Origin of the sequence: Polyangium mundeleinium, assembly GCF_028369105.1 — a bacterium.
GTDB lineage: Bacteria > Myxococcota_A > Polyangia > Polyangiales > Polyangiaceae > Polyangium > Polyangium mundeleinium.
The window spans coordinates 11,593,499-11,605,560 of sequence record NZ_JAQNDO010000001.1 but is presented as its reverse complement, the minus strand read 5'-3'; the positions used below and the strand labels follow the sequence as shown (position 1 = coordinate 11,605,560).

Annotated in this window: 10 protein-coding genes; 7 read left to right on the top strand and 3 right to left on the bottom strand. The window is 69.4% G+C overall.

The window, feature by feature from the left end; translation table 11 throughout:
* Positions 1-12 precede the first annotated feature (12 nt).
* Positions 13-969 carry an FHA domain-containing protein gene (locus POL67_RS45770; RefSeq protein WP_271927775.1) on the top strand — a complete coding sequence of 319 codons (957 nt, stop codon included), beginning with the start codon at positions 13-15 and terminating at the stop codon, positions 967-969.
* 72 nt (positions 970-1,041) lie between these two features.
* Positions 1,042-1,503 carry a 1,2-dihydroxy-3-keto-5-methylthiopentene dioxygenase gene (locus tag POL67_RS45765; protein ID WP_271927774.1) on the top strand — a complete coding sequence of 154 codons (462 nt, stop codon included), beginning with the start codon at positions 1,042-1,044 and terminating at the stop codon, positions 1,501-1,503.
* Here the strand turns inward: POL67_RS45765 and rnr are convergent.
* Entirely contained in the window at positions 1,500-3,836 is a 2,337-nt protein-coding gene (gene rnr, locus POL67_RS45760) for a ribonuclease R (protein WP_271927772.1), read from the bottom strand. The two genes, POL67_RS45765 and rnr, sit on opposite strands and share 4 nt — an antisense overlap.
* 128 nt (positions 3,837-3,964) lie before the next feature.
* Here rnr and POL67_RS45755 point away from each other — a divergent pair, with 128 nt between their 5' ends.
* From POL67_RS45755 to POL67_RS45740, 4 genes are all read left to right on the top strand, one after another.
* Positions 3,965-5,134, top strand: a complete 1,170-nt coding sequence (locus POL67_RS45755) for a vitamin K epoxide reductase family protein (protein WP_271927771.1) — start codon at positions 3,965-3,967, stop codon at positions 5,132-5,134.
* 60 nt (positions 5,135-5,194) lie between these two features.
* Positions 5,195-6,427 (top strand): adenosine deaminase, encoded by a 1,233-nt coding sequence (gene add, locus POL67_RS45750; RefSeq protein WP_271927770.1) that lies wholly within the window; start codon positions 5,195-5,197, stop codon positions 6,425-6,427.
* Between the two features lie 10 nt (positions 6,428-6,437).
* Entirely contained in the window at positions 6,438-8,102 is a 1,665-nt protein-coding gene (locus POL67_RS45745; RefSeq protein ID WP_271927768.1) for a sensor histidine kinase, read from the top strand.
* A gap of 355 nt (positions 8,103-8,457) precedes the next feature.
* Positions 8,458-9,099, top strand: coding sequence for a hypothetical protein (locus POL67_RS45740; RefSeq protein ID WP_271927766.1), 642 nt, complete (start codon positions 8,458-8,460; stop codon positions 9,097-9,099).
* Between the two features lie 7 nt (positions 9,100-9,106).
* On the opposite strand, the gene POL67_RS45735 is transcribed toward POL67_RS45740, so the two are convergent.
* Positions 9,107-10,483 (bottom strand): flavin monoamine oxidase family protein, encoded by a 1,377-nt coding sequence (locus tag POL67_RS45735; RefSeq protein WP_271927765.1) that lies wholly within the window; start codon positions 10,481-10,483, stop codon positions 9,107-9,109.
* A gap of 44 nt (positions 10,484-10,527) precedes the next feature.
* Positions 10,528-10,953: a (deoxy)nucleoside triphosphate pyrophosphohydrolase gene (locus POL67_RS45730; protein ID WP_271927764.1), complete on the bottom strand. Its 426-nt coding sequence runs from the start codon at positions 10,951-10,953 to the stop codon at positions 10,528-10,530.
* Positions 10,954-11,003: 50 nt separating this feature from the next.
* Between POL67_RS45730 and purM the strand changes: the two genes are divergently transcribed.
* Complete coding sequence (purM, locus tag POL67_RS45725; protein WP_271927763.1) at positions 11,004-12,056, top strand: phosphoribosylformylglycinamidine cyclo-ligase; 1,053 nt, start codon at positions 11,004-11,006, stop codon at positions 12,054-12,056.
* The last annotated feature ends 6 nt before the right edge of the window (positions 12,057-12,062 follow it).

The following is a 12,062-nucleotide window of genomic DNA, read 5'->3' as shown; positions in this document are numbered from 1 at the left end:
GCCCGAGGTTTCATGGCAGTCACGATCACGGTGCGGGCATCGGCGACGGGCGACGAGTTCGCGCTCACCTTCGACATGCCGCGCGTGTTCATCGGCCGCGGAGAGGGCTCCGATCTCCGCCTCCCCGACCCCAGCGTCAGCCTCCGTCACGCTTCGATCCGTCAACGCGGCCACGAGTATGTGATCGTCGACGAGGGCAGCACGAACGGCACCGCGCTCGGCTCCGTGCTCCTGCCTCCGCAATCGCCACGTGTCCTCCGATCGGGAGAGCTCTTTCGCCTCGGCCGCGTGTGGCTCGAAGTGAAGATCGATCCGCTCGCGACCGCGCGCGCGACCCCCGCAACGACGAAGGCGCTGGCGCTCGACCTCGTCGCGCGTGGGCTCGCCGCGCAGGGCGAAGACGCGGGGCCGAAGCTCGTCGTCGTGTCGGGACCCGATGAAGGCAAGACGCTCGCGCTCACGGATGCGGGCAGGCGGTACGTGCTCGGCCGCGCGCGGGAAGTAGACCTCCCGCTCGACGATCCGGAGACCGCATTCCGCCACGTGGAAGTGGGCCTCAAGGGCGAGCACCTGCTCGTGCGGGACCTCGGCTCGAAGGCCGCGCTCCTCGAAGGTGCGCCGCTCGGCCCGACCGACGTCACCTGGCGCTCCGGACAAACCCTCGCGATGGGCCGGAACGTCGTGGTGTTCGAGTATCCCGCGGCCGAGGCGCTCGCGGAGCTGTCGCGGTGCGCCGATGAGCCGATGCGCCCCGAGGACGCGCCCCCGCCCCCCCTGCGGAGGACGAGACGCCTTCCGCGGCCGCGGCGCCGGAGCCGACGCCCGTGGAGGACGACGCCTCGCGCCCGCTCCGACCTCAGCGATCGGCCACGCCGGCCCCCGAGTCTGGCTGGAGCCTCACCGATGGTGTGGTGCTCCTCTTTGCGGCCTTCGTCCTCGTCCTCAGCGTCGTCGGCTTCTTCTGGTTGATCCGGCGTTAGGTCCTTGACGCCGCGCCTCCGTCTGGGCGGGATGATTTGGGGGGACCGTACGGAGGATCTGATGCGAGCGGTGTGGATGAGCCCGAGCGAGCGCGGTTGCAGCCCCGAGGAGCTGTGGGCCGAGGGGATCCTCGTCGAGGCGTTTGATCCCGGGTCGATGCAGCCGCTCCTCGATCGCATCCGGGCCGACCGTGGTTTTACCAAGCAGGACGACGTCCGGCTCAGCGTGGCGAACCCGCGCGACGAGGCGACGATTGCGCGCGAGATCGACGAGCATTTGCACCTCAGCGCCGAGGTGCGGCTTTTCCTCGAAGGCGAGGGCGTCTACGACGTGCGCGCGGCCGACGAGCGCTGGGTGCGAATATGGGTGGGACCGGGCGATGCGCTCGTGATCCCGGAGAAGCGTTATCACCGCTTCTTGCCGAGCGCGAACGTGTCGCTCCGCTACCTGCAGCCGTACGCGGAGCGCGGGGGCCTTTCGCCGCTCTATCGCGCGTCGAGCGAGGATACACGCGGCGGCTAATGCCGCGTCTTTTTCGTCTTCGCGGCCTTCTTCGTTTTCGTCTTCTTTGAGCTGTCCGCGCCTCCGCGTGGGGCGCGACCCTTCGTCGACACCTTCGCCGCCTGGCCTCGGGCGCGTTTGTCCTGGCCGTTCGTCGACGCCGTGCGGCGGACCTTGCGCTTCGGCGGAGGCGCGCCTTCTTCCTCCACCGCGATCACGCGCCTGCCGTAGATCGAGCGACGCAGCACGGCGACGTCCTCGATCTGCACGAGCATCGTGTCGCCGAGCTTGATCTGCTCGCCGCTGCGCGTGCCGGTCACGTAGAGGCCCGTCTCGTCGACCTCGTAGCCGTCGGGGCCGAGGGCGTCGAGGCGCACGAGCACGTCCACGAATGGGCTGTCGATCGCCACGAAGAGGCCCGTGCCCACGACAGCCGTCACCGTGCCTTCGTAGATCTCGCCGATGTGCGCGCGCATGAAGAGCGCGCGGTAGAGGTCGACGACCTCGCGCTCGATGTCCATCGCGCGGCGCTCGCAGTCGGACGCGGTCGACGCAGCGAGGCGCAGCTTTTCCTCGGCTTCGGGGCTCGTGTCGATGCGCTCTTTCTGGAGCAGCGCGCGCATCGCCCGGTGCACGACCAGGTCCGGGTAGCGGCGGATCGGCGAGGTGAAGTGCAGGTACGCCGTCGACGCGAGGCCGAAGTGGCCCCCGTTGCCCACGTCGTAGACCGCTTGTTTCATCGCGCGGAGCAGCAGCGAGTGCAGCACCTGCTTTTGCGGATGGTTCGCGATGCGCTTCAGGAACGTCGCGAGCTTCTTCGGATCCGAGGCGTCTTCGAGCTCGAAGCCCACGTCGAGCGTCTCGCACATCGTGACGAAGCGCTCGAGGCGCTCCGGGTTCGGCGGCGCGTGGACCCGGAAGATCGCCGGCGTGTTTCGCGTCACGAGCTCACGCGCGACCGTCTCGTTCGCGAGCAGCATGAACTCCTCGATGAGCTCGTACGCCTTCTTCACGCCGGGATCGTGGGCGCGTTTCTCCACGTCGAGCGGCGCCCCCGTCTCCACGTCGAGCACGACCTTCGCCTCGGGCAGATCGAAGTCGAGCGCGCCGCGCCGCATGCGCCGCGCGCGGAGCTGCCGCGAGAGCTCCCACAGCACTTCGAGGTCGTCGCGCATCGCCTCGGCGTCGGGGTTTGCCACCGCGTGTTTCGCGAGCCCGAGCGCGCGCGCCACGGCCGGATACGTGAGGGCCGCGCGCGAGCGCATGAAGCCTTCGAAGATCCGCGCGCCCAGCACGGTCCCCGTCGCGTCGAGGTCGATCTCCACGCACAAGCAGAGGCGCGTGACGTTCGGCACGAGCGAGCACAGGTTCGAGGAGAGCGCGCGCGGCAGCATCGGGATCGCTCGATCGGGCAGGTAGATCGAGTTGCCGCGCGCCATCGCGTTCTCGTCGAGCGCCGTCCCGGGCCGCACGTAATGCGACACGTCCGCGATCGCGATCCACGCGCGGTACGAGCCATCGTCGTTCCGCACGGCCCAGACTGCGTCGTCGTGATCGCGCGCGTCCTCCGGGTCGATCGTCGGCAGCGGCAGATGCGTCAGATCCTCGCGGCCGGCGAGCGCCTCGTGCGGCACCTCGTCGCCGAAGCCCTCCGCCTCCGCGACGGCCTCCGCCGAATGCTCCTCCTCGATCGCCTCGCGCACGAGCACCTTGGCGACCTCCACGTTCGGATCGCCGGGCACGCCGAGCACGGCTTCCAGCACGCCCTCGGGGTTCTCGTCGGGCATCTCCGGGAAACGCGTGATCGTGGCGACGGCGGCGAGGCCATCCTCGAGCTTCATGCGCGGCTCGGATTTCAGGACGATCGGGCCACGCAGCCGCGAGTCGTCGGGCTCGATCCACGCGCTCCGCCCACGCTTGCGCAGGACGCCCGCGACGCGCGTCGTCTTGCGCTTCACCACGCGCACCACCGCGCCCTCGATGCCCCGGCGTGACGTCGTCACCACGCGGATCGCCACCGTGTCGCCGTGCAGCGCGCCGGCCATGGCCTCTTGCGGCACGAAGACGTCGTCGGGCAGGTCGAGCACCGTGACGAACCCGAAGCCGCGCGGGTTCACGTTCAGCGTCCCCTCGTGCTCCTTGCCGCGCCGCTCCTCGCGGGCGCGCGCGAGGCGAAAGCGCTGGCCGGGCAAGGCGACGACGCTTCCGTCCCAGCAGAGATCGTCGAGCACGCGACGGAGCGGCTCGTAGGCGCCCTCCGTGAGACCGAGCCGGCTGGCGATCTCGTGGATGTGCAGCGGGCGACTGTGCTCGGCGAGCACCTCGGCGATGGTTACGCGGCCGATCGACGTCATGGGTCGTGGAGCCCGGAGGCCGGACATCCCCTCCTGTTCGCGTTTTGAGGCACGCGCTGGGCGGTTTCCTAGCATGTCCCGAACCAAGCCGGCTGCGAAAGGACGGCGCTTGTGCGAAACATGAGCCGATGCGCACGTTGCCCGTCCTCTTGCTCCGTTTGCCCCTGCTCGTCGCGATCGCTGCTTCTGCTGCGCTCGTCGTCGAGTACACGAACGCGGGCGATCCCGCGTTCTGCGGCGTCACATCGGGCTGCTTCGCGGTGCGCATGTCCCCCTGGTCGCGCCTGTTCGGCCTCGCCCCGTTGCCGAGCCTCGGCCTCGCGGCCTACGCGCTCCTCTTCGGCCTGACCCTCGTCGCCCGGCGCAAATCCCAGCACGTGCTCGTCGCCTCCCTCGCCGTGCCCGGCGGCGTCTTCGCGGCCTTCCTCCTGTGGCTCCAGAAGACCGAGATCGGCGCGTTCTGCGCCTGGTGTGTCGCGGTCGACCTCTCTGCGATCGTCATCGCGTTGACCTCGGTGTGGATCGCGATCCGCGCGTGGAAGGACGAGAACCGCGTCCTCTTGCCGCAACGCAGGTCCGTCACGACCGCCTGGGTCACGGCCGCGATGCTCGCGGTGGTCGTGCCGTTCGTCTGGGGCCGGTATCCCGTCGAGCCGCCGCTGCCTGCGGTGATCCAGGCCGAACAAGCCCCGGGCAAGGTCACGATCGTCGGGTTCACCGATTTCGAGTGCCCCTTCTGCCGGCGGATGCACCCCGTGCTGCACGGCGTCGTCCAGCAATACGGCGACCGCGTGACGCTCGTGCGCAAGATGATGCCGCTCTCGGGCCACCCGGGCGCGGAGCCCGCGGCGCTCGTGTACCTCTGCGTGCCCGCGGCGAAGCGCGAGGCCGTCGCCGATCAGCTCTACGCGGCCGAACCCGAGCAGCTCACGCGTGAGGCCCTCCCCAAGCTCATCGCTCCGACGGCGGGCCTCGAAGCCGAAGCCCTCGCGAGCTGCATGAAGGCGCCGCAAACGACGGCCGATTTGGAACGGGACAAAAAACTCTTCGAGGAGCTCGGTGGCCGTGGGCTACCGTTCACGTTCGTAGGAAAACGCGTGGTGCTCGGGTTCAACCCCGAGCGCGTCGAGATGGCCATGACGCAGGAGCTCGGGGGCGCGCGTCTTTCGCTGCCGCTCTGGAGCATGTTCGTCGTGCTCGGCGTGGCCTTCTCGATCGTGGCGCTCGTGACGCTGATGACCCCGTTCGGCGACCTGGACGGAGACGCGTCGCGCAAGGAGCGCTCGCCGTCCGCTTGACGCTGGCCGGGCCGGGCGGATCGGCCTCCCCTCGCAGCGCTGTCCGTGTAACACTTCACCATGGAGACAGATACAGCGACGGGTAGCGTAAGTACGCTGCCCCTCGAGTTCTTCCAGCAGCTTCCGAAGACGGATCTTCACGTCCATCTCGACGGCTCGCTGCGACTCGAGACGATCATCGACCTTGCCAAGAAGCACGGCGTCGAGATGCCGTCGTACGACCCGGCCGAGCTCCGACGCGCGATGCGGCTCGGGCAAAACACGGGCTCGCTCGTCGAGTACCTGAAGGCGTTCGACGTCACGCTGCGTGTCCTGCAGACCGAGGACGCGCTCTTCCGTGTCGCCTACGAGCTCGCCGAGGACGCGGCGCGCGAGAACGTCCGTTACATGGAGGTTCGTTACGCGCCGATGCTCCACACGCGGCTCGGGCTCAAGCTCACGAGCGTCGTCGAGGCGGTGCTCGCGGGCCTGCGCGCCGCGCACGACAACCTGGGCATCGAGAGTGCCGTCATCGTGTGCGGCATCCGCAACATCTCGCCGCACTCCTCGCTGGAGATGGCCGAGCTCGCGGTGGCCTACAAGAACCGCGGCGTCGTCGGTTTCGACCTCGCCGGCGCCGAGTACGACAACCCCGCCAAGCATCACAAGGCCGCCTTCCAGCTCGTCCGCGACAACAACATCAACTGCACGATCCACGCGGGCGAGGCGTACGGCCCCGAGTCGATCGCACAGGCGATCCACGTCTGCGGCGCGCATCGCATCGGCCACGGCTGCCGCCTGCGCGAGAACGGCGACCTCCTGCATTACGTGAACGACCACCGCATCCCGCTCGAAGCCTGCCCGTCGTCGAACGTGCAGACCGGCGCGGTGCGTGACCTCGCGTCGCACCCGCTGAAGCTCTATTACAACCTCGGGCTGCGCGTCACGGTGAACACGGACAACCGGCTCGTCACGGACACGACGGTGTCGAACGAGCTCTGGCTGTGCCACACGAAGATGGGCATGTCGCTCCGGGACATCAAGACGATCCTCGTCTCGGGCTTCAAGAGCGCGTTCATGCCGTTCCACATCAAGCAGTCGTATCTGCGGCGCGTGACCGAGGAGCTCGAACGCTTCCAGCCCGACGGGCGCATCCTGCCGGCGCGCAAGCCCGAGTCCTCGCGCCACGAGCAGGAGACGTGGCTGCCGCGTGGCGTGGTGCCGCCGGTCAGCTTCGACGTGCAGAAGCCCGTGTCGGAGGTTTCTCCGGTGCACGCCGCCGTCGAGCGCGCCATCGAGGACGGCGCGAACTAGTATCGCGTCCGTGTCCGGCCCACCGAATCCTCCTCGCCCCGCTCCCCTCATCAAGACACGAAAGATCGAGCGCCGCGTCGTCCTCGCGGTGCTCGTGACCGCCGTCATCCCGCTCGTCGCCGCGCTGCTCATGGCGCGGGCCATGGTGGCGCGCGTCAGCGCGACCGCGTTTCAGCCGGAGTTCGGCGCGCACCTCGACCGCGCGCTCGGCGTCTATGCGGACCTCGCCAAAACGATCAAGCAAGGCATGCGGTACGAGGCCGATGCCATTGCGATGCGGCCGGCGCTTTCGCGCGTGGCGAAGGAGGGGGAAGGGGAGCGGGTCGCCGCGGAGCTCGCGCGCGAATTCGCGGCGCATCCCTCGCTCGTCTCGTTGAAGGTCGAGGATGCGTCGGGCACGATCCTCGGCAAACACGAGCGGGAGCGGCCTGTGGATCCGGCCGCCGAGCGCACGCTGCTCGTGCGCAGGCCGCTCGGGGAGGCGTCCGAGGACGAGGGACCCTTCCTCGTCGCCACGTTCGCCGCGCCAAACGCGCGGTTCGCCGAGATGGAATCCGCGCAGGAGTTCGTCCAGGCATATCATCAGATCGAACGACATCACCGCGAGGAGTACGTCGATCGAACGTACACGCGGGCGTTTGGCCTTTTGTTTGGTCTCTTGATCTTGCTCGCGGCGCTCGCCGGCATCGTGGTCGCGCGGCCGGTGACGCGGCGGATCGCCCAGCTCGCGGCGGCGACGCGGCCGGTGGCGGCGGGTGATCTTTCGGTGCGGGTCGCCGTGACGGGGGACGACGAGGTCGGCGACCTCGGCCGGGCGTTCAATCGAATGCTGGAAGAGCTCGACGAGAGCCGCGCACGGATCGAGTTTTTGCGGCGCATGAGCGAGTGGCAGAAGATGGCGCGGCACCTGGCGCACGAAATCAAAAATCCGCTCACGCCGATCCAGCTCGCCGTGCAGGAATGCCATCGCCGGTATGCCGGCGACGACCCCGATTACCGCCGCATCGTGCAGACCACGCTGGAGGTCGTCGAGGAGGAGGTCGGCACGCTCCGCCGCCTCGTCGGCGAGTTTTCGAGCTTCGCGCGGCTGCCGCGGGCGGAGCTCGCGCCTGTCGACCTCGCCTCCTTCCTGCGCGAGCAGCGCGACCATCTCTCGGCCCGGACGGAGGGGGGCAGGACCTCCGACGAGGAGGCGCTCCTCTCGAAGGTCGATCTCCGCTTCGACGTGCCCGAGGGCTCGATGCCCGCGGTCCTCGATCGGGAAATGCTCCACCGCGTGCTCACGAATGTCGTACAGAATGCGGCGCAGGCGCTCCGCGACGCGCGCAAGCGCGCCGGCAAGAGCGAGGGCACCTGGGGGCGGGTCGTGGTCGCGGCGCGGACCGTGGGCGGCTCGTACGTCGTCGACGTGGACGACGACGGGCCGGGCATTTCGGCCGAGGTGCGCGACGTCCTCTTTGATCCTTATGTGACCACGAAACGCGACGGCACGGGGCTCGGCCTCACCATCGTGAAGAAGATCGTCGTCGATCATGGAGGGACGATCGAGGCCACGACGTCGCCGCTCGGGGGCGCGCGCTTTCGAATCCGGCTGCCCCGCGCGGACAGCGCCGAAGCGCGCGCCGCGGTCGAGCGGTCCCTCGCTGCGGACGAGGAGGAGGCGCGGTCTTCTTGAGTTGGTGCGTAGCGTCGTGCACGACGGCGACACCCTGCGTGGCACGGCCGCTGCAATGGTCACCCGTTCATGGCGCCCTGGCTCCGTATCGTTTTATGGGTGGTGGCGATCGTGGCCCCGGGTGGATTCGCGCTCTTGCCTTTCCTTGCGGGTGAACACGTCAAGCGGAGGCGCGACGAGCGGTCGCGCGCCCTTGCCGCCTCTTCGGTCAAGGCTGGGCATTAGCGCGACGTCCGACGGGGACGGCCTCCGGGCGAGCTCGACTTTCTGCGGCATGGCTGCGGTCGAGTTGGGTGGGCCGAGCATCGAAGAATTGGGCGTCGGGCCATTGCTCATTGCTTGACGAAGAGGACCGATGAACAACGAGGCAGGGACGAAGACGCGTTCGCCGCTCCGCACGTTGCGCCTGGGCACGGTGACGGCGGCATCGGCCGAGACGGCGCAGCCTGGGTCCGACCGGTATGCGCCTCGGTCCGCGATGCGCCCCATGGCGCCGGACTATTTCTCGATTCCGCCCGAGCCCGCGGGCGTGGTGCATGCGCTCTCCACGGAGCCGCGCTCGGGCCCCGTGAGCCGGAGGCTCCGGACGCCCCTCGACGAGATGAACGAAATTCTCCGGAAGATGGAGATTCGCGAGCTCGGGGATATCCTCCTCCATGCGCAACGATTGCTCGCTTCGCGCGGCAAGGCGCCCGACCCGGACGTGATTTCCTCGATCCTCGCGGCGATGGGGCGGCTTTACGGGGCCTATCGCAATGCGCCCGGCGTGCCCATGCCGATTCTGCGCGGTGCGCTCTCGGACGTCCCGCGCAAACTGGTCGACGACGCGCTGCTCGAAGCCGAGGCGCGGCGTATGCTTCGGCTCGTCGTGGTCTCGCCGCTGACGCCCTTCGTCGAGCGGGCGGCGGGCATTCACGATCCGCGCCGCGGGCTCCTTTATTTCGTATCGGCGCCGGACGGCACGCCGCGCGAGCCCGAGCCCATGCGGAAGCGTTGAATCGGGTTCAGCCGAGGACGGCGAGCACCTCGTCCGAGGCGCGCTCGCCGGCTTCGAGGGCGCCTTCCATGTAACCCGTCCACACGCGCGCCGTCTCCGTCCCGGCCCAGTGGACACGTCCCACGGGCGCGCGCAGCGCCGCGGCGTGCGCGGTGAGCACGCCCGGGCCGAGGACCATCGAATAACAGCCGCGCGACCAGCGCTCGGCGGGCCAGTCCTGATCGACATAATCGATCGGGGCGGCCGCGCTCGGGCCGAAAAAACGCGTGAAGGAGTCGACGGCGGCTTTTTTCCGTTCCTCGGGATTCTTTCCGCTCATGGCGCGCGCGTCCTTGCCCATGAAGAATCCGACGAGCGCGCCGTGCGAGCCGTCCTCGGGAGAATCGTCGAACGCGAGCTTGACGGAGCCCACGTCGGAGAGCGCCTCGCCCGAATATCCCGCTTGCCGCCAGAACGGCGACGCGTATGTCGCCACGCATTTGATCACGCTGCCCATCGGCGATCGCTGCGTGAGCTGATCTCGCGACGCGGGCAGGCCCGGCTCGTAGTCGATACGCCCCGCGAGCGCCGGCGGCACCGCCACAATCACCCGCTTGCACCGCCACGTGCCCGCGTCCGAGATCACGGTCGCGCCCTCCGCGTCCTGCGCGATGCGCCGCACCGGCGCGCCGAGGACCACCCGCTCCTCGCCGAGCCCGCGCGAAAGCCGCTTCGAGACCTCCTGAAACCCCTCCGCGAGGCGCGTCTCCTGCGCGCCATTCTCGACTTCCGTCAAGCGCATGAGCCCGCCGCCCTGGCGCAGGTAATGCAGGAAAAACAGGAGGGACAGCTCCGACGGCTCCGCCGCGAAGACCGCCCGCACGGCCGTGTCGAACATCGCTTTGGCGCCGCGGGTTTTCACGTTCTTGCGTTTCCACGCCTCGACCGTGGTCCCGTCCCATTCGAGCGCCTTCGCCGCGGCGAGCGGATCGTCGATCGGCACCTCCTTCACGAGCGTCTCGATGCGCTGGATCGTGATCCCGAGATCGACGGCGCCGATCAAGGACAGGCTCGGGATCGAGGTCTTGTACGTCGTCAGCGTCCCGCCGAGCGAGAGCACCTTTTTTCCGTCGCTCCATTGCTTGAACGTCGAAAGGCCGAGCTCGGCGACGAGCTTCGTCATTCGGTCCTGCGTGGGGCCGATCCATTGCGCGCCGAGATCCACGCGGTTGCCCTGCGCCGTCGTGTGGCTCAGCGTCCGGCCGCCGACCCGATCCCGCGCCTCCAGCACCACGACCGAGACGCCCGCGGCTGCGAGCTTTCGCGCCGCCATGAGGCCGCTGAGCCCCGCGCCGACGACCACCACGGATGCCTCGCGCGGCGCTCCTTGCCCAGTTTCTTCCATCGCGGGGGCAGGATACCGCTGTTCGGGCCGGTCGTGTGCTCCGATTACGTACGGGGCGCGAGCAGGGCCCGCACCTTCGAGAGGATCGCGACATCCGCCGGGGGAAAGAGCTCGTCGTGAAGCTCGCCCGGCCCGGCCCACTTCACGTCGGCGACGTCGAGCGCCTGCGGATCGGGGGATCCCGGCGCGCGCGTCACCGCAAAAAACAGGAGCAGCACGGATTTTTCCGGGTATCGGTGGAACGTCACCTCGACGGGGTCCCCGACCGAGACCTCCATGCCGATCTCCTCGCCGAGCTCGCGCACGAGGGCCGCGCGCGGGTCTTCGCCGGGCTCGACCTTGCCGCCGGGGAACTCCCAGGCGCCCGCGAGGTGCGTGCCGCGTTTGCGCTGGGTGAGCAGGACGCGCCCCTCCTCGACGAGGACGGCGGCGGCGACGAGGACGGGCGGGCGGGAAGAAGCATCGGTCATGGCGGCGACGAACCCTAGCACCTCGCCCCAAGCTGTGACATTCCGGCGCCATGCCCATCACGTACAGCCAGGCCGGCGTGGACATCGACCGGGGGGACGCCCTCGTCGAGCGCATCAAGAAGCTCGCGCGCCCGACGCGCATCCCCGAGGTCGTCGCCGACGTCGGCGGCTTCGCGGGCCTCTGCGCTTTGCCGAGCGGGCTCGTCGACCCGATCCTCGTGAGCGGAACGGACGGCGTCGGCACGAAGCTCAAGGTCGCGTTCGCCGCGAACGTGCACGACACCGTGGGCCAGGACCTCGTCGCGATGTGCGTGAACGACGTGATCACCGTCGGCGCGCGCCCCCTGTTTTTCCTGGACTATTTCGCCACCGGGACGCTCGAGCTCGACGTGGGCGAGGCCGTCGTGCGGGGCATCGCCGAGGGCTGCAAGCTCGCCGGTTGCGCCCTGCTCGGCGGCGAGACGGCCGAGCTCCCGGGCATGTACGCGGCGGGCGAGTACGACCTCGCGGGCTTCGCGGTGGGGGTCGTCGAGCGGGCGAAGATGCTCGATGGAACGAAGGCGCGCGCCGGTGACGTCGTGCTCGGCGTCGCGTCGAGTGGGCTCCACTCGAACGGGTATTCGCTGGCGCGCAAGGTGCTGTTCGAGCGAATGGGGCTCGGCATCCACGACGAGGTCCCCGGGCTCGGGCGCACGGCGGCCGAGGCGCTCCTCGTGCCCACGCGCATTTACGCGCGCGCGGTGCGCGAGTTGCTCGCGGCGGTGCCCGCGGCCGTGCGCGGACTCTCGCACATCACGGGCGGGGGCTTGCCGGGCAACCTCCCGCGCGTCCTGCCGGAAGGCCTCGGCGCGCGGCTCGACCTCTCCGTGTATGAGCGGCCGGCGATCTTCCGGGTGATCGCCGAACAAGGGCCGGTCGAGGAGGCCGAGATGCGCCGCACGTTCAACCTCGGCGTGGGCCTCGTCGTGGTCGTCGCGCCCGAGGCCGAGGCCGCTGCGCTCGATGCGCTGCGCGGGGCCGGCGAGCAGGCCTTCCGGCTCGGCGACGTCCTCGAGGTCGGGGCCGACGTGCCGTTCGAGGATCGGGTGCGATTCGACCGATAGATCGTG

Excerpts from the sequence above, each read along its gene's own strand:
- POL67_RS45770 (WP_271927775.1), top strand. The coding sequence starts at position 13 with ATGGCAGTCACGATCACGGTGCGGGCATCGGCGACGGGCGACGAGTTC.
- POL67_RS45765 (WP_271927774.1), top strand. The coding sequence starts at position 1,042 with ATGCGAGCGGTGTGGATGAGCCCGAGCGAGCGCGGTTGCAGCCCCGAG.
- rnr (WP_271927772.1), bottom strand. The coding sequence starts at position 3,836 with ATGACGTCGATCGGCCGCGTAACCATCGCCGAGGTGCTCGCCGAGCAC.
- POL67_RS45755 (WP_271927771.1), top strand. The coding sequence starts at position 3,965 with ATGCGCACGTTGCCCGTCCTCTTGCTCCGTTTGCCCCTGCTCGTCGCG.
- add (WP_271927770.1), top strand. The coding sequence starts at position 5,195 with ATGGAGACAGATACAGCGACGGGTAGCGTAAGTACGCTGCCCCTCGAG.
- POL67_RS45740 (WP_271927766.1), top strand. The coding sequence starts at position 8,458 with ATGAACAACGAGGCAGGGACGAAGACGCGTTCGCCGCTCCGCACGTTG.
- POL67_RS45735 (WP_271927765.1), bottom strand. The coding sequence starts at position 10,483 with ATGGAAGAAACTGGGCAAGGAGCGCCGCGCGAGGCATCCGTGGTGGTC.
- POL67_RS45730 (WP_271927764.1), bottom strand. The coding sequence starts at position 10,953 with ATGACCGATGCTTCTTCCCGCCCGCCCGTCCTCGTCGCCGCCGCCGTC.
- purM (WP_271927763.1), top strand. The coding sequence starts at position 11,004 with ATGCCCATCACGTACAGCCAGGCCGGCGTGGACATCGACCGGGGGGAC.